The organism is Microbacterium yannicii (assembly GCF_024055635.1).
Classification (GTDB): Bacteria; Actinomycetota; Actinomycetes; order Actinomycetales; family Microbacteriaceae; genus Microbacterium; species Microbacterium yannicii.
Genome location: NZ_JAMXMB010000040.1, coordinates 115,758 through 142,423, shown reverse-complemented (window position 1 = coordinate 142,423; position 26,666 = coordinate 115,758). Strand labels below are relative to the sequence as shown.

The 26,666-nt window shown below is 70.0% G+C and carries 27 protein-coding genes; 8 read left to right on the top strand and 19 right to left on the bottom strand.

Annotated features, from left to right (window positions below):
- Positions 1-47: 47 nt before the first annotated feature.
- Positions 48-1,712 (bottom strand): ABC transporter substrate-binding protein, encoded by a 1,665-nt coding sequence (locus NCG93_RS18365; RefSeq protein WP_194413170.1) that lies wholly within the window; start codon positions 1,710-1,712, stop codon positions 48-50.
- A gap of 70 nt (positions 1,713-1,782) precedes the next feature.
- The gene (locus NCG93_RS18360; protein WP_252787600.1) at positions 1,783-3,609 is read right to left on the bottom strand and encodes an amidohydrolase; all 1,827 of its coding nucleotides are present in this window, start codon (positions 3,607-3,609) and stop codon (positions 1,783-1,785) included.
- 162 nt (positions 3,610-3,771) lie between these two features.
- On the opposite strand from NCG93_RS18360, the gene NCG93_RS18355 reads away from it, so the two are divergent.
- The 3 genes from NCG93_RS18355 (at position 3,772) to NCG93_RS18345 (ending at position 6,979) form a co-directional block, all read left to right on the top strand.
- On the top strand, positions 3,772-4,458 hold the full coding sequence (locus NCG93_RS18355; protein WP_194413169.1) for a TetR/AcrR family transcriptional regulator: 687 nt from the start codon (positions 3,772-3,774) through the stop codon (positions 4,456-4,458).
- A 272-nt stretch (positions 4,459-4,730) separates the two neighbouring features.
- A complete protein-coding gene (locus tag NCG93_RS18350) occupies positions 4,731-6,503 on the top strand; it encodes an MDR family MFS transporter (RefSeq protein ID WP_194413168.1) in 1,773 nt (590 codons plus the stop codon).
- A gap of 11 nt (positions 6,504-6,514) precedes the next feature.
- Positions 6,515-6,979, top strand: coding sequence for a MarR family winged helix-turn-helix transcriptional regulator (locus NCG93_RS18345; RefSeq protein ID WP_194413167.1), 465 nt, complete (start codon positions 6,515-6,517; stop codon positions 6,977-6,979).
- Between the two features lie 6 nt (positions 6,980-6,985).
- On the opposite strand, the gene NCG93_RS18340 is transcribed toward NCG93_RS18345, so the two are convergent.
- The 7 genes from NCG93_RS18340 to NCG93_RS18310 form a co-directional block, all read right to left on the bottom strand.
- Complete coding sequence (locus tag NCG93_RS18340) at positions 6,986-7,297, bottom strand: Dabb family protein (RefSeq protein WP_194413166.1); 312 nt, start codon at positions 7,295-7,297, stop codon at positions 6,986-6,988.
- A 17-nt stretch (positions 7,298-7,314) separates the two neighbouring features.
- Positions 7,315-8,172 carry a sugar phosphate isomerase/epimerase family protein gene (locus NCG93_RS18335; protein WP_194413165.1) on the bottom strand — a complete coding sequence of 286 codons (858 nt, stop codon included), beginning with the start codon at positions 8,170-8,172 and terminating at the stop codon, positions 7,315-7,317.
- Between the two features lie 119 nt (positions 8,173-8,291).
- Positions 8,292-9,491, bottom strand: coding sequence for a substrate-binding domain-containing protein (locus NCG93_RS18330; protein ID WP_372496005.1), 1,200 nt, complete (start codon positions 9,489-9,491; stop codon positions 8,292-8,294).
- Positions 9,492-9,505: 14 nt separating this feature from the next.
- The gene (locus NCG93_RS18325) at positions 9,506-10,585 is read right to left on the bottom strand and encodes an ABC transporter permease (RefSeq protein ID WP_194413163.1); all 1,080 of its coding nucleotides are present in this window, start codon (positions 10,583-10,585) and stop codon (positions 9,506-9,508) included.
- Complete coding sequence (locus tag NCG93_RS18320; protein WP_194413162.1) at positions 10,582-11,682, bottom strand: ABC transporter permease; 1,101 nt, start codon at positions 11,680-11,682, stop codon at positions 10,582-10,584. The genes NCG93_RS18325 and NCG93_RS18320 overlap by 4 nt, the downstream gene beginning before the upstream one ends.
- A complete protein-coding gene (locus NCG93_RS18315; RefSeq protein WP_241741594.1) occupies positions 11,679-13,262 on the bottom strand; it encodes a sugar ABC transporter ATP-binding protein in 1,584 nt (527 codons plus the stop codon). Before NCG93_RS18315 ends, NCG93_RS18320 begins: the two co-directional genes overlap by 4 nt.
- A complete protein-coding gene (locus NCG93_RS18310; RefSeq protein ID WP_194413161.1) occupies positions 13,259-14,365 on the bottom strand; it encodes a Gfo/Idh/MocA family protein in 1,107 nt (368 codons plus the stop codon). Before NCG93_RS18310 ends, NCG93_RS18315 begins: the two co-directional genes overlap by 4 nt.
- Before the next feature lie 114 nt (positions 14,366-14,479).
- Here NCG93_RS18310 and NCG93_RS18305 point away from each other — a divergent pair, with 114 nt between their 5' ends.
- Positions 14,480-15,673, top strand: coding sequence for an ROK family transcriptional regulator (locus tag NCG93_RS18305; RefSeq protein ID WP_252787599.1), 1,194 nt, complete (start codon positions 14,480-14,482; stop codon positions 15,671-15,673).
- A 13-nt stretch (positions 15,674-15,686) separates the two neighbouring features.
- Here NCG93_RS18305 and NCG93_RS18300 read toward each other — a convergent pair whose 3' ends face one another.
- The 3 genes from NCG93_RS18300 to NCG93_RS18290 all read right to left on the bottom strand — a co-directional run bounded on the left by NCG93_RS18300 (position 15,687) and on the right by NCG93_RS18290 (position 18,172).
- Positions 15,687-16,007: an L-rhamnose mutarotase gene (locus NCG93_RS18300; protein WP_241741593.1), complete on the bottom strand. Its 321-nt coding sequence runs from the start codon at positions 16,005-16,007 to the stop codon at positions 15,687-15,689.
- Between the two features lie 57 nt (positions 16,008-16,064).
- The gene (locus NCG93_RS18295) at positions 16,065-16,940 is read right to left on the bottom strand and encodes an amidohydrolase family protein (RefSeq protein WP_194413159.1); all 876 of its coding nucleotides are present in this window, start codon (positions 16,938-16,940) and stop codon (positions 16,065-16,067) included.
- A gap of 140 nt (positions 16,941-17,080) precedes the next feature.
- A complete protein-coding gene (locus tag NCG93_RS18290; RefSeq protein WP_194413158.1) occupies positions 17,081-18,172 on the bottom strand; it encodes a mandelate racemase/muconate lactonizing enzyme family protein in 1,092 nt (363 codons plus the stop codon).
- A 176-nt stretch (positions 18,173-18,348) separates the two neighbouring features.
- On the opposite strand from NCG93_RS18290, the gene NCG93_RS18285 reads away from it, so the two are divergent.
- Both NCG93_RS18285 and NCG93_RS18280 read left to right on the top strand, forming a co-directional pair.
- Positions 18,349-19,014 (top strand): GntR family transcriptional regulator, encoded by a 666-nt coding sequence (locus NCG93_RS18285; RefSeq protein ID WP_194413157.1) that lies wholly within the window; start codon positions 18,349-18,351, stop codon positions 19,012-19,014.
- 179 nt (positions 19,015-19,193) lie between these two features.
- Complete coding sequence (locus NCG93_RS18280; RefSeq protein ID WP_194413779.1) at positions 19,194-20,150, top strand: NADP-dependent oxidoreductase; 957 nt, start codon at positions 19,194-19,196, stop codon at positions 20,148-20,150.
- Positions 20,151-20,188: 38 nt separating this feature from the next.
- On the opposite strand, the gene NCG93_RS18275 is transcribed toward NCG93_RS18280, so the two are convergent.
- Positions 20,189-21,079, bottom strand: coding sequence for a LysR family transcriptional regulator ArgP (locus tag NCG93_RS18275; RefSeq protein WP_194413156.1), 891 nt, complete (start codon positions 21,077-21,079; stop codon positions 20,189-20,191).
- 71 nt (positions 21,080-21,150) lie between these two features.
- Between NCG93_RS18275 and lysE the strand changes: the two genes are divergently transcribed.
- Positions 21,151-21,924, top strand: a complete 774-nt coding sequence (gene lysE, locus NCG93_RS18270) for an L-lysine exporter (RefSeq protein ID WP_194413155.1) — start codon at positions 21,151-21,153, stop codon at positions 21,922-21,924.
- 12 nt (positions 21,925-21,936) lie between these two features.
- Here the strand turns inward: lysE and NCG93_RS18265 are convergent, their stop codons facing one another.
- Positions 21,937-22,314 carry an iron chaperone gene (locus NCG93_RS18265; RefSeq protein WP_194413154.1) on the bottom strand — a complete coding sequence of 126 codons (378 nt, stop codon included), beginning with the start codon at positions 22,312-22,314 and terminating at the stop codon, positions 21,937-21,939.
- Between the two features lie 45 nt (positions 22,315-22,359).
- Here NCG93_RS18265 and NCG93_RS18260 point away from each other — a divergent pair, with 45 nt between their 5' ends.
- Positions 22,360-22,635 carry an acylphosphatase gene (locus NCG93_RS18260; protein WP_194413153.1) on the top strand — a complete coding sequence of 92 codons (276 nt, stop codon included), beginning with the start codon at positions 22,360-22,362 and terminating at the stop codon, positions 22,633-22,635.
- An 18-nt stretch (positions 22,636-22,653) separates the two neighbouring features.
- Here NCG93_RS18260 and NCG93_RS18255 read toward each other — a convergent pair whose 3' ends face one another.
- From NCG93_RS18255 to secE, 5 genes are all read right to left on the bottom strand, one after another.
- Positions 22,654-23,700, bottom strand: coding sequence for an NAD(P)H-dependent flavin oxidoreductase (locus NCG93_RS18255; RefSeq protein WP_194413152.1), 1,047 nt, complete (start codon positions 23,698-23,700; stop codon positions 22,654-22,656).
- Positions 23,701-23,821: 121 nt separating this feature from the next.
- Complete coding sequence (gene rplA, locus NCG93_RS18250) at positions 23,822-24,514, bottom strand: 50S ribosomal protein L1 (RefSeq protein WP_194413151.1); 693 nt, start codon at positions 24,512-24,514, stop codon at positions 23,822-23,824.
- Between the two features lie 14 nt (positions 24,515-24,528).
- Positions 24,529-24,960: a 50S ribosomal protein L11 gene (gene rplK, locus NCG93_RS18245; protein ID WP_045247325.1), complete on the bottom strand. Its 432-nt coding sequence runs from the start codon at positions 24,958-24,960 to the stop codon at positions 24,529-24,531.
- 127 nt (positions 24,961-25,087) lie between these two features.
- The gene (gene nusG / locus NCG93_RS18240; RefSeq protein ID WP_194413150.1) at positions 25,088-26,305 is read right to left on the bottom strand and encodes a transcription termination/antitermination protein NusG; all 1,218 of its coding nucleotides are present in this window, start codon (positions 26,303-26,305) and stop codon (positions 25,088-25,090) included.
- 82 nt (positions 26,306-26,387) lie between these two features.
- A complete protein-coding gene (gene secE, locus NCG93_RS18235) occupies positions 26,388-26,660 on the bottom strand; it encodes a preprotein translocase subunit SecE (protein WP_194413778.1) in 273 nt (90 codons plus the stop codon).
- Positions 26,661-26,666: the final 6 nt, after the last annotated feature.

The window sequence follows — 26,666 nt, the reverse complement described above, 5'->3', positions numbered from 1 at the left end:
AGGCGGCCGGACGGGACCCCGTCCTCGCCCCTGAGCCCACGCGCAGGTCACCGCGAGCCAATGGTCGCCGCCCACGGGTAGTAGAGGAACGCCACCGACGGTGCCACACCGGTCACACGGTCGCCGAGGAACACCGTCATCGGCCCCTCGAACAGGGGCAGCCAGGGCAGCTGCTCGTTCGCGATGCGCTGCGCCTGCGCCGTCACCTCACTGCGCTGGGCGGGATCGTCGATCGCCACGGCCTCGTCGACCAGGGCGTCGAAGTCGGAGTCGCTCCAGCCGCCGTAGTTGCTGAACTCGCCGGTGCGCAGCACGCCGTACATCTCGAGGGGGTCGGGACTCGAGAGGTACCAGGAGGTGTAGAAGAGGTCGACGCCCTCCCGCGCGGTCGGATCGGAGAACAGCGCCGTGTACGCGCTCGGGCTGACGGTCTGGATCGTCGCCTTCAGGCCGATCGCCTGCGCGGCGGCCGCCGCGCCCTGCGAGATCACGGCGAAGTCGTTGCCGAGCGGTGCCGTCGCGATGACGATCTCCTCGCCCGCGACGCCCGCGTCGTCGATGAGCTTCTTCGCCGCCTCGAGGTCGTACGGATACTCCTCGAGCCCGTCGAACGCCTCGTCCAGCCCCGCTTCGCTCGCACCTACCCACACCGACTCGGTGGTGAGCGCGTTCGTGACCTCGCCGTACCCCTGGGCCGCGGCATCCAGGATGCCCTCTCGGTCCATCGCCATCAGCAGTGCCTGCCGCACGCGCTGGTCACCGAGCGGACCTTCGAGATCGCTCACGATCAGGCTGCCGACCGCCGTGTTGAGGCCGAAGTACACGTCGCCCTTGCCGGAGCCCTGGAGCTGCGCGATCGCATCCGGCGGGATCATCCACCCGCCGTCCACCTCGCCGGACTTCAGAGCGTTGACGCGGGCGTTGGGGTCGGTCATGAAGAGGATCTCGACCTCCCCCGCCCGGGCGCGCAGCGCGTCGTCCCAGTAGTCGTCGTACCGCGTCAGCGTCACCGACTCGCCCGGCTTCCAGTCCGTCAGTGCGAACGGCCCCGTGCAGTTGACGAGGCCGGTGGAGTTGCCGTAGTCCGCACCCGTGTCGGCCAGAGTCGCCGCCGACTCGACGACTCCAGCCGAGCCGCCCATGGCGAGATTGAACTGGGAGTCCGGCCGGGTCATCGTGACAGTGACCTGGCGCTCGCCGGTCTGCGCGATCGCGGCGACGTTCTGGTACACCGAGAACCACGACGAGCCGACCTCCGGGTCGAGGTGGCGGCTCATCGAAGTCACGACGTCGGCGGCGGTGAGCGGCGTCCCGTCGTGGAAGGTGACGTCCTCGCGGATCGTGTACACCCAGGTATCCGGCGTCGGGTGCTCGAACGACTCTGCGAGGCCCGGCGACAGGGTGTAGTCGGGGTTGAGGCGCAGCAGCGACTCGCACACGTTCGCGAGCACCTGGTTGTCGGCGTAGTCGAACGCGTAGGCGTAGTCGAGCGAGTACGGCTCGGAATAGCTCACCCACGTGAAGGAGTCGATGTCGCCGGACGGCACTGCCGTCTGGGCGGTGAGCTCCCACTCCGGCGCGGCGGTCGCATCGGGCTCGGCGTCACCCGGGCTGCACGCCGACAGGACGAGCACGCCGACGAGGCCGGCTGCTGCGAGAGCGACGCGTCGACGGACGGATGGTCGACGGGCGATTCGCCGGGTGGGGGTCATGGTGCTCCTCGGGTTCAGACAGCGGTGTCGGGTGGAGAAGGGGCTGGGTGGGAGTGGGCGAGCGAAAGCGTCAGCCGTGGCTCGCGGCGGCGGCGGGCTCGGCGGCGGCGGGCTCGGCGGCGCCGGCCCCGGCGGGCGCGGCGGCCGGCACCGGGCCTGCGGCCGACGACGGGCCGGTGCCGACGTTCGCCGAGTCATCGCGGGCGTAGACCCGCTCGCCGTCGATCCAGGTCGAGGCGACCTGACACGCGTACAGCTCCTCGGCGGGGACGGTGAAGGGGTTGGGCTCGACGACCACCAGGTTCGCGAGGTAGCCGGCGCGCAGGTAGCCGGTGTCGTGGTCGCGGTGGTTCACGTAGGCCGTGCCGGATGTGTACGCGGCGAGCGCGGTCGCGAGATCCAGTCGCTGGTGCGCGCCGCCGAGCGGCGCGGCATCCGACAGCGGGGCGACCCGGTTGACGGCGATGTGCACGCCGGCCAGCGGATCGGCGCTCGAGACGGGCCAGTCACTGCCGCCGGCGAGGCGCACACCGGCGCGCTGCAGATCGCCGAAGGGGTACTGACGGGATGCTGCGGACTCGGCGAGGAACGGCAGGGTCAGCTCGTCCATCTGGTCTTCGTGGCACGCCCACAGCGGCTGCATGTTCGCCACCGCCCCGACTCTTGCGAAGCGCGTCACATCAGCCTCGTCGATGATCTGGATATGGGCGAGGTGGTGGCGCCCGTCGGTGTCGCCGTTGGCCGCCGCCGCTGCCTCGAGCGCGTCGAGCGTCTCGCGCACGGCTCGATCGCCGAGGGCGTGGAAGTGCAGCTGGAAACCGGCCGCGTCGGCCGCGACCGCGTACTCGGCGAGCTTCTCGGCGGGGATGAACGACAGCCCGCGATTGTCGGTGTCGTGCCCGTGTGCGTCGCGGTACGGCTCGAGCATCGCCGCGGTGTGGTTCTCGGCGACGCCGTCGACCATGAACTTGATGGATGTGAGCGAGAACCGGTCCTCACGACCGAGGTCGGCGATCTCGTCACGCAGACGGATCATGTCGTCGAGCTGCTCGATGCCGTCGGCCCGCTCCCACCACTGCGCTCCCACGACATGTGCCTTGAGGGTGCCGTCGGCGAGCGCCCGCCGGTAGGACGCGAGTCCGCCGGCGATCCCGGGGAAGTCGCCGACGAGCGCGTCCTGCCATCCCGTGATGCCCTGCGCGAGCAGGTCGTGCTGGGCACGCAGCAGACCGGCGTACGCGAGGTCCTCCGAGACGGTGGGCCGAACGCTCGCGAAGAGGTCAGTCGCCCCCTCGTGGAAGGTCCCGGCTGGGAAGCCGTCCGTCTCCCGCTCGATGCGCCCGTCGGCAGGGTCCACGGTCGCGGCATCCACTCCCGCGAGGCGGATGGCCGCCGTGTTCGCCCAGGAGGAATGGTGGTCGCGGCTGGCGAGCAGCACCGGGCGGTCGGGCACGATGGCGTCGAGGGCGCCTCGCAGCGGCGCGCCGCCGGGGAAGTGATCCATCGACCAGCCGCCGCCGACGATCCACTCCGCGTCGGGATTCTCCGCGGCGTGGCGCGCGATGGTCGCGAGCGCATCGGCGGCGTCCTCGGAGCCGGTGAGGTTGCACTGCAGCAGCTCGACGCCGCCCGACATCGGGTGGATGTGCGCGTCCTGAAAGCCCGGGGCCAGCAGCGCGCCTGCGAGGTCGACGACCTCGGTCTCGGGGCCGATGAGGGCGGATGCCGCTTCCTCGGCGCACACCGCGGTGATGCGCCCGCCGCGCACGGCGACGGAGAGGCCTGTCGGCGCCGCAGGACTGCCGGCGGTCACGAGGTCGGAGCTGAACAGCGCGCCTCCGGTGAACACGGTGTCTGCGAACGGCGTCTGTGCGTCGTCAGGAACGGCAGCGGCCACGGGACCTCTCCTTCATCATCGAGCGGGGTTGCTTGACGATAGGCGCACGTCATCACCGCTGTCAACACTGTTGACATAGTCCGCACCCCGAACGATATGCTCGGGCGTCACGGCGTCGTACTGCGACTCCGTGACACGATGGACGGCGACGGAAGCGGGGACATGGCGGCACGCAGCGGAGCGAGCTCCGAGAAGGCCGGCGGCAGGCGCCTGGACCGCGCGACGATCATCGCGGCCGGATTGGAGCTCGCCGAGACGACGGGATCAGCATCCGTCTCGATTCGCGAACTGGGCGCCAAACTCGGCGCCGACCCCACCGCGATCTACCGCCACTTCCGCAGCAAGGACGACCTCATGGGCGCCCTGCTCGACGAGCTCACCGTGCGCAGCCTCGCCGCCGTCACCGCGCCGCCCGAGGAGTGGCAGGAGCGACTGCGTCAGCTCGCGTCCGCCACGCTCAGCGAGCTCTCCCGTTACCCCGCCGTCGGGCAGGAGGCCATCGTGCTCACCACGCACGGACCGGGCGAGCTCGACGCGATCGAGTTCATGCTCGACGCCTTCTCGCGCGCGGGCCTGACGGGCGAGGACCTCGTCCAGCACTACGCCCTGCTGGCCACGCACATCCTGTCGTCCGCCGCCGGCGTCGCGCGAGCGCGGACCGTGCGGGGCAGCACCTCACCCTCGGAGCCCAGCCCCTGGTTCGAAGGCCCGCTGCTGGTCGATCCCATCAAGCACCCGCACATCGCGCAGATCTCGCCGCAGCTGCAGGAGCTCGAGGACCGGGAGCTCTTCTCCCTCGGCGTCGAGTGGGTCATCCGCTCCGCCGAGCGCGCCGCGCATCCCGCCTGAATCCCTGCCCCCGCACTGCCCCGCCGGCGATATCCCGCGCTCTCACCGGGTACGCACGCCCTGTGCGCGGCTGACATGTGGGCTCGGCGAGAGCACAAGATGTGAACGGATGCCGCGGCCGGACGTCCGCCGAACCTTCATGCGCTCTGATAGTTGACGCACATCAACCATCGGTGTATAGTTGACCCATATCAACTGTTGACCCTGGTCAACCATCTTTGCGCCATCGTCGCCGCACATCCCTCGAATCAACACCAGCGAGAAGGACTCCTATGGCTACGTCCACCCCCGCGACCGGGTCGGTCGCCACTTCCGCCGCCGGCAGCACCGTCGACGACGCGAAGCGCCGTCACCGCAAGGTGCTGCAGGCGCTCACCGGCCTGCTGCTCGGCATGTTCGTGTCGATGCTCGCGTCGACCGTCGTCTCGACGTCGCTGCCCGTCATCGTCCACGATCTGGGCGGCGACCAGGCGGCATTCACGTGGGTCGTCACGGCCACGCTGCTGACCACCGCGATCTCCACCCCGGTCTGGGGCAAGCTCGCCGACCTGTTCAACCGCAAGCTCCTGATCCAGATCGCCATCGTGATCTTCGTGCTGGCAACTGCGGCTGCCGGCTTCTCGCAGGACACGGGAACGCTCATCGCGTTCCGCGCCGTGCAGGGCATCGGCGCCGGGGGTCTCGCCGCCCTCAGCCAGGTCATCATGGCCGACATCATCAGCCCGCGCGAGCGTGGCCGCTACATGGGCCTGTTCGGCGCCGTGATGGCCGTCGCGACCGTCGGCGGCCCGCTCCTCGGCGGGTTCATCACCGACACGATCGACTGGCGCTGGAACTTCTTCATCGCCCTGCCATTCGCGGTCGCCGCGCTCATCATCATGCAGCGCACGCTGCACCTGCCGGTGCGTCCGAAGGTCAAGGCGCGGATCGACTACTTCGGCATCGTGCTGCTGTCCACCGCCGTCTCGCTGCTCCTCATCTGGGTGACCAACGCGGGCAAGGACTACGACTGGTGGAGCACCGAGACGATCCTCATGGTAGGCGGCGCACTGCTGGCAGCCGTGCTGTTCGTGATCGTCGAGCTGCGCTCGAAGGAGCCGCTGGTCCCCCTCACCATGTTCCGCAACCGCACGTTCACGCTCGCGGTCATCGCGTCGATCTCCATCGGCATCGCGATGTTCGGCACGTCGGTCTTCCTCAGCCAGTACATGCAGCTGGCGCGCGGCGCGACCCCGACCGAGGCCGGCCTCATGACGATCCCGATGATCGCCGGCCTGCTGCTGGCGTCGATCGTGATCGGCGGCCTGGTGACCCGCACCGGCACCTGGAAGCCGTTCCTCATCCTGGGTGGCGTGCTGCTGATCGCGGGCTCGTACCTGCTGTCGACGATCCACTACGACACGAACTTCGTGCTGGTATCGCTGTACATGTTCCTGCTCGGCGCGGGCGTCGGCATGACGATGCAGAACCTGGTGCTCATCGTGCAGAACACGGCGAAGCCGAGTGAGATCGGCGTTGCGAGCTCGGGTGTGACGTTCTTCCGCAGCCTCGGCGGCACCATCGGCGTGTCGGTCATGGGTGCGGCGCTCGCCACATCGGCGACCAACCTGTTCACCGACCGCAAGGACGACATCCTCGCCGCACTCATGACGCTCGGCGAGAAGGGCGCGGCCATCGGCGAGCAGCTCCAGTCGGGCACCATCCCGCAGGTGACGGCGCTCCCCGAGGCGATCCGCGTCATCGTCGAGGACATCTACGCCCAGGCCATCGCCCATTCGTTCCTCATCGCCGTGCCGCTGGCCGTGATCAGCCTCATCGCGATCATCTTCCTGCCGAACAAGCCGCTCACCCACATGACGACGAGCGAGCGCGTGCAGGCCAGCGAGGCCGACCTCGCGACCGTCTCGGTCGCCGAGGGCATGGACGCGCTGACCGCCACGGCGACGGTGAAGACGACGGATGCCGCGGCCTCCGCCTCCGGTGCGGGCGACGCCACGACCGAGTCGGCGGACGCGACCGACGATTCGAACGCCACCCGGCGATAATGTCGAACACGATGACCTCCCCTGACACTCGAGCGGCGCGCACCGAAGCGGTGCGCGCCCTCGAGGCGGAGTTCGGGGAGCTGATCAACCGCTTCCGGCGGATCATCACCGAGAACGCCCACCGCGTGAGCCCCGGCATGCTGCCCGGCGCCTACAAGGTGTTCACCACCATCGTGCGTCGCGAGGGCATCACCCTCTCGGCGCTCGCCGAGACGCTCACGGCCGACAAGGGCCAGATCAGCCGGACGGTGCGCGAGCTCGAGCAGCTCGGCCTGATCGAGCGAACCCCCGACCCCGACGACGGCCGGTCGAGCCTGCTCTCCCCGACGCCGTTCGGGCTGGAGCGCCTCGCGGAGGCGCGGGCACCTCAGGAGAGCCTGCTCGTCGACGCCCTCGAAGAGTGGCCGGTCGACGACATCCTGAACCTGACGCGCCTGCTGCACGCGCTCACCCTCGGCGAGCGCCCCTCCGCCTGACCAGGCTCACGCCTCGACGAAGTCGTACTCCTGGAATTCGGCGACCTCCGGCACCCAGCGCTCCGCGACGAAGGCCACGTGGGTCGGGTGGTCGTTGTAGGTGCGGTAGGCGGCCTCGTCCGCGAAGACCATCGAGAACTGGTGGCTGAGACCGCTCTTCGGACTCACCTGGCGGTTCACCCGGAAGTCCTCGACGCCCGGGATCGACGTGAGCGCGGCCCGGCCGTCCGCGAGGAACGCCCGCTCTTCCGGGGAGCCGGGTACGTGGACCAGGCGGAAGACGACGGTGTGCTGAACGCGCGTGGGTGAAAACGGCATGGTTCGAGTCTGCCGGGTCAGCGCTGCGCCTGCAGCGCCGTGAGGTATCTGAGCGTGCGTTCGGCCAGATCGTCCTGACTCGACGCGAGCGGTCGCCAGACCGAGGCAGCCACCGCGATCGTGGCGTTCTCACCGGTGAAGCTCTCCAGTCCGAGGATGCCCCCGTATCCGGCATCGTCCAGCGCGGCCAGGGTGGCGGGCCAATCGGTGTGGTCGTCTCCGACCGCACCGCGGTCGCTGCCGCAGACCTGCACGTGAGCGATATGCTCGCCGGCGGAGCGGATGGCCACCTCCGGCCGCTTCTCCTCGATGTTGAGGTGGTAGGTGTCGAGCGCCAGTCCGAGCCCGGAGCCGAGCAGCGGCGCGAGCGCGTCGAGCCCCTGCTCGACCGTGTTGATCACGCTCGTCTCGTAGCGGTTCAACGGCTCGACGGCGAGCACGAGGCCCTCCGCGGCGGCCTCGGCCACGAGAGGCGCGAGGTTGCGCCGCAGTTGCGCGACCACCTCGATGCGCTCGTCGGCGGTCATGCGCCAGGTCACTCCGGTGGGCGCATAGAAAGGGCCGGCGACGACGGATGCCCCGACCCGGCGCGCGGCGGCCATGCAGGTGCGCAGATAGGCCTGGGTCGCCGGCACGTTGCCCGCGCGGTCGACCAGCGAGCGTCCCGGTCCCATCGCTCCGATCACCACGGGCTGCAGCCTCAGTGAGGCGAGGAGCTCACCGGCGCGCCCGGCATCCCAGTCCCCCGCGTTCTCGAGCGGGAGCTCGATCGCGCCGAAGCCCATGCCGGCGATCTTGGGCGCCAGCTCGGCGAGCGATTCGTCGGTCAGCGGCGAGGTCCACACCCAGGTGTTGACGCCGATCGTGCGCTGCATGACTCTCCCTGCATCCCGGATCAGAGCATGGTGATCGTGTCCCACTCTCTCTGGCTGACACGCCCGGCAACCGTTGTCATCGGGACATGCGACCGAGAGAGTGGGACACGATCTCGTGGTTACGGGATCTGGCGCTTCTGCCAGACCTCGGGGTAGCCCGGCAGGTTCTCGCCGCCGAACTTGGCGTAGTGACCGTCGGGCATGCCGTCGTTCGCCTCCAGCCACTCATCGAGCTCCCCAGCCTCGATCGGCACCTGCGGCAGCACCCACTCCTTGGGGATCTCCTCGCCGGCGAAGATCTTCTGCGCCGCCAGCAGCGGGGTGCGCCACTGGAAGTTGGAGTAGACCGGAGCGAGGCCGGTCAGGCCGGTCTCCTTCCACTTCCGCAGGAAGCTCATCTCGTCCTCACCCGTCATGACGGGGTAGTCGACCCCGGCATCCTCGAACGCCTCGATCGCCGCGACGGCGCCGTCACCGGCATCCATCCAGATGCCCGCGACGTCGCCCTTCGCGAGCTCGTCGCTGATGATGCTCTTGATCTCGGCCGGGTCGGCGCCGGTGAAGTAGTCCACCGCCTCAATGCCCGCCTCCTCGAACATGTACTCGGCGGCCGCCCAGCGCTGCTCGAGCACGTCGACGCCGGGAAGGATGCGAAGTCCCACCACCTTGTCGCCCTCCTCGAGGTTGTCGATGAGGAACTGCGCGGTGTCGATGCCCCAGGCGAAGCCGCCGATGGGGTGGATGAAGGTGACGGGGCAGTCGGTCTCCACGCCGCGGTCGAACACGATCACGGGCTTGCCGGTGTCGCACGCACGCTCGACCGCCGGCGTCATCGCGGCCGTGCTGTTCGGCGAGATGAGGAAGACGTCGCAGCCGCCCTCCGAGATGAAGTAGTCGATGTCGGCGATCTGCGTGTCGTCGGAGTCCTGCGCGTCGCGCGTCTCCATCTCGCTGATCACCCCCTGCTCCTGCAGCACCTCCAGCTGCTGGTTCATGGTGATCCAGCCGGTCTGACGCCACGGGTTCGAGATCGAGGCGTTCGCGAAGCACGCCTTCTTCGGACCGGTGCTCGCGTACTCCGACGTGTCGATCATCTCGGCGTCGATGTACTGCAGGTACGGCTCGTCCTCAGGACCTTCGGGCACGACCTCGCGCTGGGCCATCTGCGTGTCGAACAGCGCCTGGTCGAACCACTCGTTGGCGCCGCCTTCATCGCTGGGCTCCGCCGACGAGTCCGGTGGCGCCACGTTGGGGTCGGTCGTGCACCCTGCGAGGGCGAAGAGGCCGACGAGCGCCACCGCTGTGGTGGCGATCTTCATTGATCGTCGCATTGCTAACTCCTGTTGTTCGGTGCGGCGCCCTCGCCTGCGAGGGCCTGTGTTGCGGACGACTCCTCGGCGCCGTCGGGCGCGTCGGGTTCCTTCCCCGGAGAGGGAGGGGTCTGTGGTGCGCCACCGCGTCTGCGGGATCGGAAGACCAGTCCCGAGTACGCGACGGCGGCGATGATGATGACGCCCTGGACCGCGTCGCGCAGCGACGACGGGACGCCGGCGATGTTCAGCAGCAGGAAGAGCGCCTCGAGCACGAAGGCTCCCGCGACGGCCGCGACGATCCAGCCCCGCCCGCCTCCGAGCACGACGCCGCCGAGCACGACGGCCGTGATCGCGACGAACTCGTAGCCCCGTCCGACCGACGGGTGCACGCCGGCGTAGCCGACCAGGAGCACCGCCGAGACCGTTGCCGACAGCGACGAGATCATGAAGGCGCGCGTCGTCACCCACCAGTCGCGGGCGCCCGAGTAGCGCGTCGCCCGGGCGTTGTCGCCGATCGCGATGAGGAGCTTGCCCAGCGGGCGCTTGGTGACCCAGATGCCGAGCGCGAGCCACGCCGCCAGGACCAGCACCGACCACGGCAGGAAGTCGAGCACCGGAATATCGCGGATGCCGCCGCGGCCGATCTGACGGAAGCTGTCGGCCGGGTTGCCGGTGGCTGCCCCGCCGGTCCACCACAGCACGAGGCCCAGGAGGGCGAGCATCATGCCGAGCGTCACGATGAACGACGGCACCTTCAGGAGCGTCGTCAGCAGGCCGTTCACGAGTCCGACGACGAGGCCGAGCACCACCATGAGGCAGAGCACCGGGACGGTGCGGGCGTCGTCCTGGGCGACGAGGTTGCCGGCGACGATCACCTGCGCGGTGATCAGCGAGCCCTGCGACAGGTCGAACTCGCCCGCGATGATGACGAAGTACTGGCCGATCGCGACGATGGCGACCGGGGCAACCCGCTGGATGTAGCGCATGAGCTGGCCGGGCTCCGCGAAGTTCGGGTTCAGCACCATGACGGCGACGAGCAGGATCACCAGCAGCAGGAAGACGGCGCCACGGGGGCTCACGAGCGCTGTGAGGAACTTCATCGTGTGCCTCCCTGCATCGATGCGCCGCCATCGGCCGCATCGGCCTCCGCTTCGAGCGCCTGGGTCGCCGCCACCATCGCCGGTGCGGCCGCCTCGGCAGGCGCATCGCCGCCGGTCCTCGTGCCGCCCGGCCCGAAACGTGTGCGGCGCCGGACGATCGCCCGACGGCTGTACACGGCGACGGCCGCGACGATCACGACGCCGCGGACGACATCCTTGAGGAAGGGATTCACCTGCATGACGCTCATGACGTTGTCGACGACGGCGAAGATCGCGACACCGCCGATGGTGCCCCAGACCGATCCGCGACCGCCCATGAGCAGGGTTCCGCCCAGCACGACGGCCGCGATCGACAGCAGCGCATAGCCGCCCTGCTGGCCGACAGTGGGACTGCCCACCCCCAGCCGGCTCGCCAGCAGCAGTCCCGCCAGACCCGCGAAGACAGAGCACAGGACGTGCGCCACGATCAGCGGCGGCTTCGTGCGCACGCCCGAGAGACGTGCGACCTCGGGGTCGCCGCCCACGGCGAACAGGTGGGCGCCCGTGCGCGTGCGTCCGAGGAGGAACCACACGACCGCGGCGAGCGCGATCATGATGATCCACGACACGGGAAGCGGTCCGACGCCGGTCGCCCCGATCAGCTGGAATGCCCACGGCACCGATCCGGCGCTGCCCTGGAAGCCGGTATTGAGGACGCCTTGGAGGATCAGGCCGACGCCGAGGGTCGCGATGAATCCGTTCACCTTCAGCACCGTGACGATGAGCCCGTTCGCCAGGCCGATGGCCGCGCAGACGATGAGGGTCAGTGTCACCGCCCAGGGGATGTTGGCCGGGTTCCCGTTCATGGTGGTGGCGGCGATGAGGCTGGCGAGGCTGATGACGTAGGTGACGGACAGGTCGAGGGAGGCGCCCAGGATCACGAGCGTCTGCCCGATGGCGACCAGCCCCAGCACGCTCATGCCGGTGAGGATGTCGCGGATGTTGCCGGGGCTGAAGAAGCTGCGGCCGACGGTCGCGACGAGGATCGCTCCGACGGCGATGACGAGGATGAGGATGCCGAGCACGATGACCGTCGAGTCGACTCTGATGCGCTTCACGGCCTGTCCCCTCCGTCCCCGAGGCGGGGATCGGCGATCTCGTCCGCAGCCGCCCCCGCGTCGATGGAACCTGTGGCGGCGGCGAGCACCTCATGCTCCGCGGAGCGCGCGGGAAGCTCGGCGGCGAGCTCACCGTCGCGCATCACGAGGATGCGATCGCTCATGCCGATCACCTCGGGCAGCTCGCTCGAGACCATCAGCACCGCCTTGCCCTCCGCGGCCAGCTGCCGCATGAGCTGGTACACCGCGACCTTGGCGCCGACATCGATGCCGCGGGTCGGCTCGTCGAAGAGGACGACCTGCGGGTCGGTCACGAGCCATTTCGCGAGCACGACCTTCTGCTGGTTGCCGCCCGACAGGAAGCGCGCCTCCTGATCGACGCCGCGCGATGACACCTCGAGGGAGCTCAGGATGCCGGGCACGCGCTTGCGCGATGCGCGGGTGCGCCCGGCGAAGACGCTGCGCACCACGAGCAGCGAGTTGTCGAGCACGGACTGGCCGAGGGCGAGCCCCTGGGCCTTGCGGTCTTCGGTGACGAGCGCGAGACCGGCGCGGACGGCGGCCCGCGGGCTCGTGAACCGTACGGAACGGCCGTCGAGGGTCATCGCCCCCCGGGTGAAGCCGTGGACGCCGAAGATGCCCTCGACGAGCTCGGTACGACCGGAACCCTGCAGGCCGGCGAGTCCGACGATCTCGCCCGCCCGCAGTGTCAGCGAGACGCCGTCCACGAACTCGTTGCCGCAGCCCGTCAGCTCCAGTCGGGCGTCTCCCACCGCGGTGCCCTCGACCGGGCCGGGGAAGTAGGACTGCAGGGGCCGGCCGACCATGCGGCGCACGAGCTCGGCGTCCGTCAGGTCGGCGGTGGCGTCCGTGGACACCAGGGCGCCGTCCTTCAGGATCGTGATGCGGTCGCAGAGGTCGAAGATCTCCTTCAGCCGGTGCGAGACGTAGACGACCGCGACGCCACGGGCGGTCAGCTTGCGGATGATCGCGTAGAGGAGCTCGACCTCGTGGTCGCTCAGTGCGGCGGTCGGCTCATCCATCGAGATGACGCGCGCGTCGAACGAGAGCGCCTTGACGATCTCGACGATCTGCTGTTCGGCCACGGTGAGCGATCCCACACGCGCACCCGGGTCGATGAACGTGACGCCGAGTCCTTCCAGGAGCGTCCGGGTGTGACGCTGCATGCCCTTGTCGTCGACGAAGCCGCCCCGGCGCGGCTCGCGGCCGAGGAAGACGTTCTGCGCCACCGTGCGCTCGGGAAGGAGATTGAACTCCTGGAAGACGGTCACGAGACCCGCATCCATCGCCTGGCGCGGATGGCTGAAGGCGACCTGGCGTCCCTCGAACTCGACCGAGCCGGCGTCGGCGTGGTGCACGCCGGCGAGGATCTTCATGAGCGTCGACTTGCCCGCGCCGTTCTCGCCGACCAGGCCGTGCACCTCGCCGCGGCGGACGTCGATGTCGATGTCGGTGAGGACGCGCACGCCGAAGAACGACTTCGAGATGCCTTGTGCGCGCAGGACCACGTCGGAGCCACCCGACGGCACCGGGGCGTCTGACAGCATCGTGTCACTCATGCGGGGACCTCGATCCAGGATCGGCGCTCCGCGGACTCGAGCACGGCGTCGGTGACGACGGCGGCACGCACCCCGTCGGCGAAGGTGGGCAGGCCATCGGCCGGCTCGCCGGCGATCGCGCGATAGACGTCGGCGACGAAGCCGTCGAACGCGTCCTGGTACCCCATCGGGTGCCCGGCCGGAAGCGACTGCAGTCGTGCCGCATCGGGGGACGCCGTGGCGGGGTCGCGCAACGTGAGCCGTGAGCCCTTCCGCGCGCCGACCCACAGCTCCTCGGGGCGCTCTTGATCGAACCGGATGCTGCGGCGACTGCCGTGCAGCTCGATGACGAGGGCGTTCTTGCGGCCTGGCGCCATCTGCGACACGAGGAGGGTGCCGAGGGCGCCGGACTCGGTCTCGATCAGGACGGCGGCGACGTCCTCGTTGGTCACCGTCCGGCCCCGACGCTCGTCGAAGACCCGGCGCGTGCGCGCCGCGAGGCGCACGATGCGCTCTCCCGTGACGAACTCGACCAGGTCGCACAGGTGTGAGCCGATGTCGGCGAAGGCGCGCGATGCACCACCGGTCGCGGCATCCGCCCGCCAGTCGTCATCGTCTTGCCGCAGCATCCAGTCCTGCAGGTAGGTGCCCTCGAGCGTGAGGAGCGTGCCGACGCGGCCCGAGGCGACGCGCGCACGCGCCTCGCGGACCATCGGGTGGTAGCGGTACACGAACGGCACCGCCGCCACCACACCGGCGTCATCGGCCGCCTGCACGAGCGCCCGGGCATCGGCGACGGAGGTGGCGAGCGGCTTCTCGCAGACGACATGCTTGCCGGCGGCGAGCGCCGCCGCGGCGAGAGGCGCGTGGGTCGCGTTGGGGGTGCAGATGTGCACCACATCGACATCGGATGCCGCGAAGAGCCTGGCCGCATCGTCTTCGGCGCGTGCGACGCCGAGTTCTCTCGCAGCCGTCTCTGCACGGTCGCGGCTCGACGATGCCACCGCCGTGAGACGGGCCCCCGCGCTGCGGGCGGCTGCGGCGTGGACCCGCGCCATGAAACCGCCGCCCACGAGCCCCGTGTGCACGGCGTCGACACCGATGTCGATGACTTCCGTAGTCATGCGGTGATCATGGCACGGCGGCTCGGACTTTTGTCAGTAAGGCGTCAAAAGTGATCTGGTTGTGATCTTCAAGTCGGCGGCGGCGCGGTCAGAAGCCTGTGCTTTACTGTCGCCATGGTCGATGCAGTGCGCGGCAGCGGAGCCGCCGGCGGCAACGGCGCGGGCGAGATCTTCCAGATCCTCCGCGACGGCCGCGCCCGCACCAAGGCGGAGCTCGCGACGCTCACCGGCTTGGCGCGCTCGACCGTCTCGGGCCGCGTCGACGCCCTGCTCGCCGCCGGCCTCGTGCGCCCCGCCGGTGAAGCGGCCTCGACCGGCGGACGACCACCCGCCCGCGTCGCCTTCAACCCTCTGGCCGGCATCGTGATCGCAGTCGATCTCGGCGCCACGCACGCCACCGTCGCCCTCGCAGACCTCGCCGCGAACATCCTCACCGCCAACACCCACCCGCTCGACATCGCCGGCGGCCCCGAGCACGTGCTCGACTCGGTCATCGCGGAGGCCGCAGCCCTGCTCGAGCATCGCGGCATTCCTGCCTCGCACGTGGTCGGCGTGGGGATCGGCGTACCCGGCCCCGTCGAGCACTCCACCGGCCGCCCGACCAACCCGCCCATCATGCCCGGGTGGGACAGGTTCGACGTCCCCCACTACGTGCAGCGCAGCTTCGACGTGCCCGTCCTCGTCGACAACGACGTCAACATCCTCGCGCTGGGAGAACAGGCCCTCAGCTGGCCGGGAGTCGCCGACCTCATCTTCGTCAAGGTGTCCACCGGCATCGGCGCCGGCATCATCTCCGGCGGTGCCCTGCAGCGCGGCGCCCAGGGGTCGGCGGGCGACATGGGACACGTGCAGGTGCCCTTCAGCCACGACTCGCCTCGTCCCCCCGGGGATCAGCGCGACCTGGAGGCCATCGCGAGCGGCACCGCCATCGCGGCCGATCTGCGCGCGCAGGGCATCGAGGCGGCCGGAAGCTCGGACGTGGTCGCGCTCGTACGCGCCGGTCACCCGGCGGCGATCACCGCGACGCGCCAGGCGGGCCGGGAGGTGGGCGAGGTGCTCGCCACCGTCGTCAACATGCTCAACCCGTCGGTGATCGTGATCGGCGGCAGTGTGGCGCGCGCCGGCGAGCACCTCCTCGCCGGCGCCCGAGAGGTCGTCTATCGTCGTTCCATTCCCCTGGCGACACAGCATCTCGGCATCGTCCAGTCCCAGGCCGACGACACCGCGGGAGTGCTGGGCGCGGCGATCATGGTCACCCAGCAGGTGCTCTCACCCTCGGCGGTGGAGGCCCGCTCCGTCCGCTCGTGACCCTCGTGCGCGGTCAGTCGACGTGGAACACCTCGGGAATCGTGTGCCACCACTCGCCCTCCGTGCGCTCGGGGACGGGCCGCTGCAACGGCTCGCACAGCGCCCACCACCGCTGCGTCGCCTCGTCGGCCGCCATCGCCGCCATATCGGCCGCGAGATCGTCGCCGACGTAGTCGAACGTGGCGAACAGCAGCGTGCCGTACCGGTGGATCGAGTAGTTCCGGATGCCGCTGCGTGCGATCTGCGCGAGCGCCTCCGGCCACACGTCGGCATGCACGCGCTCGTATTCGTCGATCCGATCGGGATCGAGCCCGATCACCTGCGCCACGCGCATCAGCGTATCCACCCGTCGGCCACTGCCCCGCCGTCCGAGCCTTTCAACCCCTGGCGCTCAGGGAGTCCGCGTCTCATCCTTCGCCCTCTCGCCGAGTCGGTACCACCGCGTCGCTGTACCGCGGTGGATGTGGGCGAGCTCGTCGGCGGACACGTCGAGCGCCTCGTGCAGACCCTCGAAGACGCGGGTGCAGCCGCCCGCGAGCGTGCTCACCGGCCAATCGCCGCCGTACATCAGCCGCTCCGCCCCGAACGCCTCGACCGCCTCGTCGACGACGGGCCGGAGGCCGGCGACGGTCCACGCGTCCGGCGGCCCGACGGCCGACGCCAGGCCCGACAGCTTCGCCGCGACGCGGGGCGAGGCCGCGGCGTCCCGGAGCAGCGCCCGCCAGCGCGCGAAGAACTCGGCATCCCCGCCCACCGGCGGCTTGCCGAGGTGATCGATGACGATGCGCAGGGTCGGATGCCGCTCGACGAGCCGGGGCACCAGCGACAGCGCCTCGGGGCCGGAGGTCACGAGATCGAATGGCAGCTCCGCCGCTGCCACCGCGTCGAGCCCTGCGGCCACGTCGGACCGGAGCAGCCACTCGCGGTCGGCCATCTCGTGGACGAGTGCGCGCACGCCGACGACGCGACGAGTGGCCAGTCTCTGCTCGAGCACCCGAGGCAGCCCGGGATCGGCCAGAGGCAGCCAGGCCACCACGCCGGCCACCTCGCGGTGCCGCTCGGCGGCGGCGAGCATGCGGTCCGTATCGCCGGCGGTGTCGGCCGCCTGCACCAGCACGACGGCATCGACCCCCAGCTGCTCACGCTCATGCGCGAAGTCCTCGAGGGCGAAGTCGCGGTGGATGGGCCCGTACTCCGCAGTCAGCCAGGTGTAGTCCCCGGTGCGGCGATCCCAGATGTGGGTGTGCGCGTCGATGATGCCCGTCACCGCTGCGCCCCTTCCGGGGCGTCGCGTGGCCGGGTCCGGCCGCTGCTGCGCACGTTACGACGCCGGCGGGTGTCGAGAGTCATGCCGGGGCCTCCGATCCGTGGATGTGGTCCATGATGACCTTGCTCATGATGTCGCAATCATGCGACGGTCCTGTCGTCGATGGCGTCGTGATCCCAGTCGATGCCCAGTCCCACGGCCTCGGGTGCGAGCGCACGGCCCGCGTCGACGGTCATCTCGCTGCGCGTGAGGGCGCGCAGCTGCGGGATGTGCTCGACGTAGCGCCCGTTGGGCACGGCGGCGACGAGACTGACGTGCAGTTCCATCAGGAAGTGGGGGCAGACGCTGACATTGAACGCCTCCGCAAGGTGGGCGACCTTCAGCCAGGGGGTGATCCCGCCGACCCGCGCGACGTCGACCTGCACGATGCCGGCGGCGCCGCGGTCGAGATACTCGCGGAACTGCGCGATGGAATACATCGACTCTCCCACCGCGATGGGTGTGCTCGTCGATCGGGAGAGGCGCACATGGCCCTCGATGTCGTCGGCGGGGAGAGGCTCTTCGATCCAGCCGAGGTCGAGTTCCCCCCACAGCCTGGCGCGCCGGATGGCCTCGGCGGAGGTCATCGACTGGTTCGCATCGACCATGATGTCGAAGCCAGGGCCCACGGCATCCCTCACCGCCTGCAGCCGCTCACGGTCTTCGTGACCCGTCGGCTTGCCGACCTTGATCTTGACGCCGCCGAGGCCCGCTCGCTGCGACGCGAGCGCACCTTCGACGAGGTCCTCCGCCGGCAGATGCAGCCAGCCGCCCTCGGTGTCGTACAGCGGCACTTCCCGGCGGAAGCCTCCGGCGAGCCGCCACAGCGGGAGTGAGGCACGCCGGCAGGCGACGTCCCAGAGCGCGGTGTCGACCGCGGCGAGAGCGAGCGAGGTGATGGCGCCGGTCGTCGTCGCGCGGGTGGCGGAGAAGAGGCGGTGCCACACCGCCTCGATCCGGTCCGCCTCCTCCCCGATCAGGAGCGGGAGAAGGTGGTCGCGCAGCATGGAGAGCACCGCGCGACCTCCCGTCCCGATCGTGTAGGAGTAGCCCAGCCCCTGCAGGCCGTCGCTGGTGGTCACATCGACGAAGATCGTCTCCTGCTTGACGAAGGCCTGAACGGCATCGGTCCGCTCCGTCTCGACGGCGACGTCGACGAGGCGCGCCCGCGCGGCGGTGATCGTGTGGCCCATGACGCTGCTCACGTGCGCCTGGCCCGCGGGGCCGCTCCCGCGCGTGCGCGCTGTGTGCTTCTCATCGTTGACGCCTCCATAGCAGGAAGTGAATGTGAAAAATCGTATTTGATATTTCGAACGCTATAGTGGCCATCAAGAAGCCAGCTGTCAAGCCGGAGGTGCTCGTGTCGGCAATGGATCAACTGCCCTCGCTGGGTTCGAGCGCCCGCGTCATGCTCGGCGACGAGATCTACGCGGTCCTCCAGCAGGCCATCATGGACGGGACCATCCCGCCGGATGCCCGGGTCAATGCCGGAGAGCTGGCGCGGCGATTCGACGTCTCGCCGACGCCCATCCGAGAGGCGCTCGCGCGTCTGGAATCCGACGGGCTCGTCGAGAAGCACCCTCTGAAGGGATACCGCACGACCGACCTGCTCGCACGCGAGGAGCTGGTCGATCTCTTCGAGCTGCGGCTCCTGCTGGAGCCGGGCACCGCCGCGCGTGCTGCGCAACGGCGACGCCCCGCCGAAGCACAGGACCTCCTCGCCGAGATCGATCTCGCCCAGGTCGCCGTCGGACAGTCCGACGCGTATGCGACGCTGTCGCAGCACGACGTGCGCTTGCACGACAAGGTGTTCCGCGCCGCGCACAACGACACGGTGCGCCTCGCGTATGCGCGCACGCACTGCCACCTCCACACGTTCCGGCTCGCCTACACCGGCTCGTACGTCGCAGACACCGTCGCAGAGCATGCGGCCATCGCGGAGGCGATCGCGGCGTCCGATCCGGCAGGCGCCGAGTCGGCGATGCGCACTCACGTCGAGCGATCGATGGAGCGGCTCCTCCGGGTCTTCGACTGACCCCCACCGGTAGCACCCGCGTAACACGGGTGAGACGAACGCACGGTTGACTGTCTGCACCGGGTTCAGTTCTGGTGCCGACGCCGGCACCCCCGCGGAAGGAGTGCGGCACGATGATCCGACCGCTGCGATCGACACCCGAAGCACCGCTTGCCCCCGTGGCAGAACCGCCCGCCGCCATGCGCGCCATGGTCGTGGACGCCGCCGGCGCGCCGGACGCGCTGCGCGCGGCATCCGTTCCCGTCCCCTCCCCCGTGCTCAGCGAGCTGCTGGTGCGGGTGGTCGCCGCGGGGGTCAATCCGATCGACGCGAAGACCCGCGCCGGCGCCGGAGTGGCGGGCGCCATCGACGCGTACCCGGCCACCCTCGGATACGACTTCAGCGGCATCGTGGTGAAGAGCCCCTACGAGGCGCACGCCTTTCCGCCGGGCACCGAGGTGTTCGGCATGGCGTCGTTCCCTCGCACCGGCGGCACGTACGCGGAGTACGTGGTGGCGCCCTCCCTCTCGGTCGCGCGCAAGCCGGCGGCGCTCTCGCACGTCGAAGCAGCAGGTGTGCCGCTGGCCGCGCTCACCGCATGGGGGCTGGTCGTCGAGACCGCTCACGCGCACGAGGGGCAGCGCATGCTGATCCACGCCGGCAGCGGCGGTGTGGGTCATTTCGCGGTGCAGTTCGCCGCGTACTTCGGCGCCCACGTCACCGTCACCGCATCAGCGCGCAACGCGGCGTGGCTGCGGGAGCTCGGCGCCGCCGTGGTCATCGACTACACCACGACGAGGTTCGAAGAGGTCGTCGGCGAGGTCGATGTGGTCATCGACCTGGTCGGCAACGTGCAGGCCGAGACGGCCACCCGATCGCTGGGCGTGCTGCGCGCCGGAGGTCTGTACGTGCTCGTGCCGACCGGTTCGTGGCCGGGCTACGCCGAGGCGGCGGAGGAGGCGGGCGTGCGCGTCACGTCGTACAAGGTCATCCCCGACGGCGGTGCGCTCGCGACCATCGCCCGGCTGCTGGATTCCGGCTCGGTGCAGGTCTACATCGACCAGGTCTTCGAGCTCGGCGAGGCACCGGAGGCGCATCGCGCCCTCGAGACCGGCCACACCCGCGGCAAGGTCGTGCTGCGCGTGAGCGACGGCTGACCCCCACTCGCCCTCCCCCATCACCCCCTCGAAGCGGTTCAGACCGGGGCGAGCACGCGACGGCCCTCGGTCACCACCGCGTCGGCGATCGCGTCGAGCAGCGGCGAGCGCAGGTTCCACTGCTGCCAGTGCAGGGCGACGTCGACCGGCGGGCCGCCCAGCAGCACCAGCTCGCCGCGCTCCAGCGCATCGTGCGACTGGAACCGCGGCAGCATCGCCCACCCCAGGCCGAGTCGCACGGCCGCCGCGAAGTCGTTCGACGCGGGCACGTAGTGCCGCGGCGGGCGTGCCGGATCGACCCCCTGCCGCGCGAGCCAGGCGTTCTGCAGGTCGTCGCGGCGGTCGAAGTCGACGAGCGGCGCATTCGAGAGATCCTCGGTGCGCTCCCCCGTCAGCCATCGCGCGACATAGCCCGCAGTGGCGACCGCCTCGTAGCGCATCGCGCCGAGCGCCGAGGAGCGGCATCCTGCGACCGGCGCCTGCCTCGAGGTGACTGCCCCCATCACCGTGCCCGATTCGAGCAGTCCCGCGGTGAAGTCCTGGTCGTCGCGGTGCAGATCGAAGACGACGGGATGCCGCCGCGCCAGGTCCGCGATCGGCGCGAGGAACCACGTGGCCAGCGAATCGGCGTTGACCGCGAGCGGCACGCTGGTGAGCGCCGTCTCGCCGTCGTCCGCGCCGAGCTCGGCGAGGGCGTCGTGCTCGAGCAGCGCCAGCTGTCGCGCCAGGCGGATCACCGACGCCCCGGCTTCCGTCGCCCGCACCGGCTTGGAGCGCACGAGCACCAGCCGCCCCAGCTGCTCCTCGAGCGCCTTGATCCGCTGGCTGACGGCCGACGGTGTGACGTGCAGTCGGCGGGCGGCCGCGTCGAGGGTGCCTTCGTCGACGACGACGGCGAGTGTCTCAGCCAGCTCGAACGGAATCCGCATCTTCAGTCCCGCTAATGGTACTGAAGAACCGTGAGCTGGACTACTGCTGCCGCCGCTCGTACCGTCGAAGGATGCTCTCTCCCGTCCTCGCCGGTCTCGGCCTCGGTCTGTCGCTCATCATCGCGATCGGCGCGCAGAACCTGTTCGTGCTGCGGCAGGGTCTCCGCCGGGAACACCTGCTCGCGGTGGCGGCGATCTGCGCCGTCTCGGATGCCGTCCTCATCGCCCTGGGCGTGTCGGGGGTCGGCTTCGTGCTGGAGGCCGTGCCCTGGCTGATCGACGTGGTCCGCTGGGCCGGTGCACTGTTCCTGGTCGCCTATGGTGTACTGGCCGCACGACGCGCGTGGAAGCCGACGGGCGCGGCTCTGGGGGCGGACGCCACCGAAGAGCCTGAAGAAGCGACGACCCCGCCCGATGTCACCTCCCGGCGCCGCGCCGCGTCCGTCGAGCCGGCCCGCACCGGCACGAGCGAGTTCCTCCTCGAGCCCGATGTCTCGGCGGAGCAGGTGCGCAGCGACATCCGCACAATCTCGCCTGCGGCCCCCCGCACGCGACTGGTCTCCGTCGTGCTCACGTGCCTGGCGCTCACGTGGCTCAACCCTCATGTGTACCTCGACACCGTGTTCCTCCTCGGGACGGTCGCGAACACGCACGGAGACGCCCGCTGGCTCTTCGCCGCCGGCGCCATGGCCGGGAGCGTCGTCTGGTTCTTCGGTCTCGCGTTCGGAGCACGACTGCTCGGCCGCTGGCTCTCGACGCCGCGCGCGTGGCGTCTCCTCGACGCGGTCATCGCCGTCGTGATGATCGCGCTCGGCATCTCGCTCGTACTGCCGGCTGCGGGCTGAGTCGCCCGGAGTTCAGCGCTTGCGCAGCGAGGGATCCTCGATCTCGGCGACCCGCGCCGACACGATGGCCCGGATGGTGTCGTCGGACAGCGGCTTGTCGGGCTGGAACCGGATCGTGCCCTTGTCGAAGTCCAGCGGCTCACGGTCGGCGCCGGTCAGCGAGTCCGCGACGACCTCGGGAACGCGCCCGCTGAACGGGTACACGCCGATGTGCTTCTTCGTCCGCATCACGGCGATGAGGGCCTTGTCGCGGTACAGCAGCGCGGGCATGCCGTAGCTCTTCCCCTGCGTGACGTCGGGGTGCAGCTCGCGGACGACGTCGAACACGTGCGACACCACCGCCCGGTCGTCGGAGTCGAGGCTCTCGAGGTAGTCGTCGACGGTTCCCATGGCGGCATCCTGGCCCACCCGGCCACCTCGCGGCAAGATGGCGGAATGAGACGCGTGCACGTGACTGTCCGCGGCGAGGTGCAGGGCGTGGGCTATCGGTACACGCTGCGCATGATCGCGCGCGAGGCGGGTGCGTCCGGCTGGGTGCGCAACCGCCGCGACGGGTCGGTCGAGGCGGAGGTCGAAGGCACGCCCGCGGAGGTCGACGAGGTGCTCGCGTGGATGGCCGAAGGTCCCCCGGGGTCGCACGTCGAGAGCGCGACGGTGACGGATGCCGCCACCACCGGCGAACGCGGCTTCGAGGTGCTGCCGACGCAGTGACGCCGTCGCCGGGGGCGGTCAGGCGGGGACGCCGGCCGCCAGCTCGGCGAACACGTCGGCCGCCTCGTCGCGCGTGGCGAGGCCCGCCGCCTGACCCGCCCACAGCGAGACGAGGTCGCCGTCGCCGCGTCGTCCGGCCTCGGCACGGAACAGGCCCGTGAGCCAGTTCTGCGCGGGGAACGGGGCGATGACACCCGACGTCTCGATCGTGCGCATGGCACGGTTCGGGATGCCGCGCGCCAGCCGTCCGCTCATCGCCCGTGTGAGGACGGTGGAGGTGTCGGCGGCGCCGGCGATCGCGCGGCGGTGCGCATCGGTGGCCGCCGACTGGCGGGTGCGGAGGAAGGCCGAGCCGACCTGGACGCCCGCGGCACCGAGCGCGAACGCCGCGGCGACCCCGCGCCGGTCGGCGATGCCGCCCGCTGCGACCACAGGCACGCCCACGGCATCGACGACCTGCGGCACCAGCGCGAAGGTGCCGACGAGCGACTGCTCGGCAGGGCGCAGGAACGACACGCGGTGCCCGCCCGCCTCGGCGCCGGTGGCCACGATCGCATCCACACCCGACGCGTCGAGCGCAACGGCCTCGGCCACGGTCGTCGCGGTTCCGATGACGCGGATGCCGCGGCTGTGCGCCGCCGCGACGAGCCGCTCGGAGGGAACGCCGAAGACGACGCTCAGCGCCGCGGGCGCGGCATCCAGCACCGCCGTCACCTGGGAGTCGAGGTCCGGAAGGAACTCGATCGGCGGCGAGGGGTGCGCGAGGCCCAGCTCGTCGAAGAGGGGTGCCGTCGCCGCGATCGCCGGCGCGAGATCGACCTCGCCCGGTGTGACCTCGTCACCCGTCGGCAGCCAGAGGTTCACGGCGAAGGGGCGGGACGTCGCGGAGTGCAGCGCGGCGAGCGTGTCGCTGATGCGATCGGCCGAGTAGCCGTAGAGCCCGTACGAGCCGAGGCCTCCCGCGTCGCTGACCGCCGCCGTCAGCTCCACCGACGACAAGCCGCCGAAGGGGCCGAGCACGATCGGGGCGTCGATGCCGAGCAGATCCTGAAGTGTCGCGACCATGTCTCCGACGCTACCCCGCCCGCCGGTGCCGCGGCGGACGGTTTCGGGACGACGAAGGGGCCCCACCCGAAGGTGGAGCCCCTTGCGTTGCGACGTGTCGGTCGCTGAGCCTGTCGAAGTGTCAGACGATGGCGTTGACGTCCAGCGGGATGCCGGGGCCGAACGTGGTCGACACGGCGCCCTTCTGGATGTAACGGCCCTTCGAGCTCGACGGCTTCAGGCGGACGATCTCCTCGAGGGCGACCTTGAGGTTCTCGTCGAGCTGCTCCTCCGAGAAGGACGCCTTGCCGACGACGAAGTGCACGTTGGCGTGCTTGTCGACGCGGAACTCGATCTTGCCGCCCTTGATCTCCTCGACGGCCTTGGCCGGATTGGGGGTCACGGTGCCGGTCTTGGGGTTCGGCATGAGGCCGCGCGGGCCGAGCACCTTCCCCAGTCGACCGACCTGGCCCATGAGCTCGGGCGTCGAGACTGCCGCGTCGAACGCGGTCCAGCCACCGGCCACACGCTCGATGAGCTCGGCGCCGCCGACCTCGTCCGCGCCCGCGGCGATCGCGGCCTCAGCGGCCGGACCCGTCGCGAAGACGATGACACGAGCGGTCTTGCCGGTGCCGTGCGGGAGGATGACGGTGCCGCGCACCATCTGGTCGGCCTTGCGCGGGTCGACCGCGAGCTTCAGCGCGACCTCGACGGTCGAGTCGAACTTGGCCGAGCCGGTCTGCTTCGCGAGCGCGACGGCTTCGGTGGGGGTGTAGAACTTGTCCGCCTCGATCTTGGCGGCTGCGGCCCGGAAGGCCTTGGACTTGGTAGCCATGTTTCCTCTTCCCCTCAGTCCTCGACCGTGATGCCCATGGAACGGGCGGTGCCGGCGATGATCTTCGAGGCGGCCTCGATGTCGTTCGCGTTCAGGTCAGGCTGCTTGGTCTCGGCGATCTGGCGGACCTGCTCCTTGGTGAGCTTCGCGACCTTGACCGTGTGAGGGGTCTTGGAGCCCTTCTGGACGCCCGCAGCCTTCTTGATGAGCTCAGCGGCCGGCGGGGTCTTCAGGATGAACGTGAAGCTGCGGTCCTCGTAGACGGTGATCTCGACGGGGATGACGTTGCCGCGCTGCGACTCGGTCGCGGCGTTGTACGCCTTGCAGAACTCCATGATGTTGACGCCATGCTGACCGAGCGCGGGCCCGATCGGCGGCGCCGGGTTGGCGGCACCGGCGTTGATCTGAAGCTTGATCAGGCCGGTCACCTTCTTCTTCGGTGCCATTCTTCTTCCTTTCATCGAACAGCGGATGCCGGAGCACCCTGTTCTCCCGCGAATCCGGCCGTTCCGGATCGCGGTGTCCATCGCGTGCGCTCAGCGCGCACGCAAACCTGAGAAGTCTACCAGCAGGTCAGAGCTTGGTGACCTGGTCGAAGCTGAGCTCGACCGGGGTCTCGCGCTCGAAGAGCGAGACGAGGACCGTGAGCTTGCCGCTCTCGGGCTTGATCTCGCTGATCGTGCCGGGAAGGCCCGCGAACGAACCCTCCTTGATCGTGATGGTCTCGCCCACCTCGAAGTCGACCTCGGCGGGGATGACGCGGGCCGCGGCGGCGGCGCCCTTCTTGGCCGCTCCACCCTTCGCACCCGCGACCTCCTTGACCTCGACGAGGCTCTTCAGCATGTTGAAGGCCTCCTCGAAGCGCAGCGGCGTCGGGTTGTGGGCGTTGCCGACGAAGCCGGTGACACCGGGCGTGTGGCGCACGACCGACCACGTGTCTTCGTTCAGATCCATGCGCACGAGCACGTAGCCGGGGATCCGGACGCGCGTGACCATCTTGCGCTGACCGTTCTTGATCTCGACGACGTCCTCCATCGGGACCTCGATCTGGTAGATGTCGTCCTCGACCTCGAGCGTCGACTTGCGCTGCTCGATGTTGGCCTTCACCTTGCGCTCGAAGCCCGCGTACGAGTGGATGACGTACCACTTGCCCGGCAGGGTGCGAAGCTCGGCGCGGAAGGCCTCGTACGGGTCCTCGTCCTCGTCGTCGTCGTTCTCCGCGTCGTCCGAGGCGCTGTCGGCGCTCTCGTCGTCCGAGTCCTCATCGTCCGCGAACTCGTCGTCCGAGTCCTCGTCGTCAGCGTCGTCCTCGAACACCGGAGCCTCTGCGGCGTCGGCCGGGGAGACGGATGCCTCGACCTCGTCGACGACGCCGGCTGCGGCATCCACCTCCGCGACGAAGTCTTCGTCGAGCTCGGGCTCGTCCTCGTCGCCGTTCACGTCGGGACCGTCGTAGGGGGTCACCTCGTCGGCGGCCTCGGCCTCGCGCTCGGCGACCTCCTCTGCGAGGGAGTCGTTGATCACCTCGGCTGCCGCCTCGGTCTCTGCCGTCTCGTCAAGATTGAGAGCGTCGTTCACGATCGCGTCCGCCTCCGGGTCGTCGATGTCGATGTCGTCCAGATCGGCGTCGTCGTCGTCACCGTCGTCCACGATGTGGATCGCGACGTGCTCGGCCGCCTCGACCGAACGCTCCTCCTCGGCGAGGACGTTGCCCTCCTGGGCTTCGTCGTCCTCCGAGGACTGCTCTGCGGCGGTCGCCCAATCGGCGTCGTCGACATATTTTTCAGTCACGTGAGTTCTCTTCCGTTCCGTACGCTGCCGGACCTGCGGTCCGCCCGTGTCATGGTCCCGGCCAGGCCGGGGCACTCGGGGATCAGGCGCCGGGCACTCCGAAGACGTACGTCGTGATCCACACGAACAGCACGTCCAGGCCGTAGACGAGCGCCATCATCACGACGACGAAGCCGAGCACCACGAGCGTGTACTTCAGCAGCTCCTGGCGCGTCGGGGTGACGACCTTGCGGAGCTCGGCGAAGACCTGACGGACGAACAGGGCGATGCGAGCGAAGACGTTGAGCTTCTTCTCGCGGGGTGCAGCCGTTCCCTCAGCGGGGACGACGTCGCCCTTCGGCTCGTCCTGAACCATCGATGC

Coding starts and splice junctions, on each gene's coding strand:
- rplA (WP_194413151.1), bottom strand. CDS start 24,514: ATGGCTACCAAGTCCAAGGCCTTCCGGGCCGCAGCCGCCAAGATCGAG.
- secE (WP_194413778.1), bottom strand. CDS start 26,660: ATGGTTCAGGACGAGCCGAAGGGCGACGTCGTCCCCGCTGAGGGAACG.
- NCG93_RS18280 (WP_194413779.1), top strand. CDS start 19,194: ATGCGCGCCATGGTCGTGGACGCCGCCGGCGCGCCGGACGCGCTGCGC.
- NCG93_RS18255 (WP_194413152.1), bottom strand. CDS start 23,700: ATGGTCGCGACACTTCAGGATCTGCTCGGCATCGACGCCCCGATCGTG.
- NCG93_RS18365 (WP_194413170.1), bottom strand. CDS start 1,712: ATGACCCCCACCCGGCGAATCGCCCGTCGACCATCCGTCCGTCGACGC.
- NCG93_RS18355 (WP_194413169.1), top strand. CDS start 3,772: ATGGCGGCACGCAGCGGAGCGAGCTCCGAGAAGGCCGGCGGCAGGCGC.
- NCG93_RS18330 (WP_372496005.1), bottom strand. CDS start 9,491: ATGAAGATCGCCACCACAGCGGTGGCGCTCGTCGGCCTCTTCGCCCTC.
- NCG93_RS18340 (WP_194413166.1), bottom strand. CDS start 7,297: ATGCCGTTTTCACCCACGCGCGTTCAGCACACCGTCGTCTTCCGCCTG.
- NCG93_RS18350 (WP_194413168.1), top strand. CDS start 4,731: ATGGCTACGTCCACCCCCGCGACCGGGTCGGTCGCCACTTCCGCCGCC.
- NCG93_RS18290 (WP_194413158.1), bottom strand. CDS start 18,172: ATGGGCCACACGATCACCGCCGCGCGGGCGCGCCTCGTCGACGTCGCC.
- NCG93_RS18325 (WP_194413163.1), bottom strand. CDS start 10,585: ATGAAGTTCCTCACAGCGCTCGTGAGCCCCCGTGGCGCCGTCTTCCTG.
- NCG93_RS18310 (WP_194413161.1), bottom strand. CDS start 14,365: ATGACTACGGAAGTCATCGACATCGGTGTCGACGCCGTGCACACGGGG.
- NCG93_RS18335 (WP_194413165.1), bottom strand. CDS start 8,172: ATGCAGCGCACGATCGGCGTCAACACCTGGGTGTGGACCTCGCCGCTG.
- NCG93_RS18345 (WP_194413167.1), top strand. CDS start 6,515: ATGACCTCCCCTGACACTCGAGCGGCGCGCACCGAAGCGGTGCGCGCC.
- NCG93_RS18275 (WP_194413156.1), bottom strand. CDS start 21,079: ATGCGGATTCCGTTCGAGCTGGCTGAGACACTCGCCGTCGTCGTCGAC.
- NCG93_RS18260 (WP_194413153.1), top strand. CDS start 22,360: ATGAGACGCGTGCACGTGACTGTCCGCGGCGAGGTGCAGGGCGTGGGC.
- NCG93_RS18300 (WP_241741593.1), bottom strand. CDS start 16,007: ATGCGCGTGGCGCAGGTGATCGGGCTCGATCCCGATCGGATCGACGAA.
- NCG93_RS18265 (WP_194413154.1), bottom strand. CDS start 22,314: ATGGGAACCGTCGACGACTACCTCGAGAGCCTCGACTCCGACGACCGG.
- NCG93_RS18285 (WP_194413157.1), top strand. CDS start 18,349: ATGGATCAACTGCCCTCGCTGGGTTCGAGCGCCCGCGTCATGCTCGGC.
- rplK (WP_045247325.1), bottom strand. CDS start 24,960: ATGGCACCGAAGAAGAAGGTGACCGGCCTGATCAAGCTTCAGATCAAC.
- lysE (WP_194413155.1), top strand. CDS start 21,151: ATGCTCTCTCCCGTCCTCGCCGGTCTCGGCCTCGGTCTGTCGCTCATC.
- NCG93_RS18315 (WP_241741594.1), bottom strand. CDS start 13,262: ATGAGTGACACGATGCTGTCAGACGCCCCGGTGCCGTCGGGTGGCTCC.
- NCG93_RS18305 (WP_252787599.1), top strand. CDS start 14,480: ATGGTCGATGCAGTGCGCGGCAGCGGAGCCGCCGGCGGCAACGGCGCG.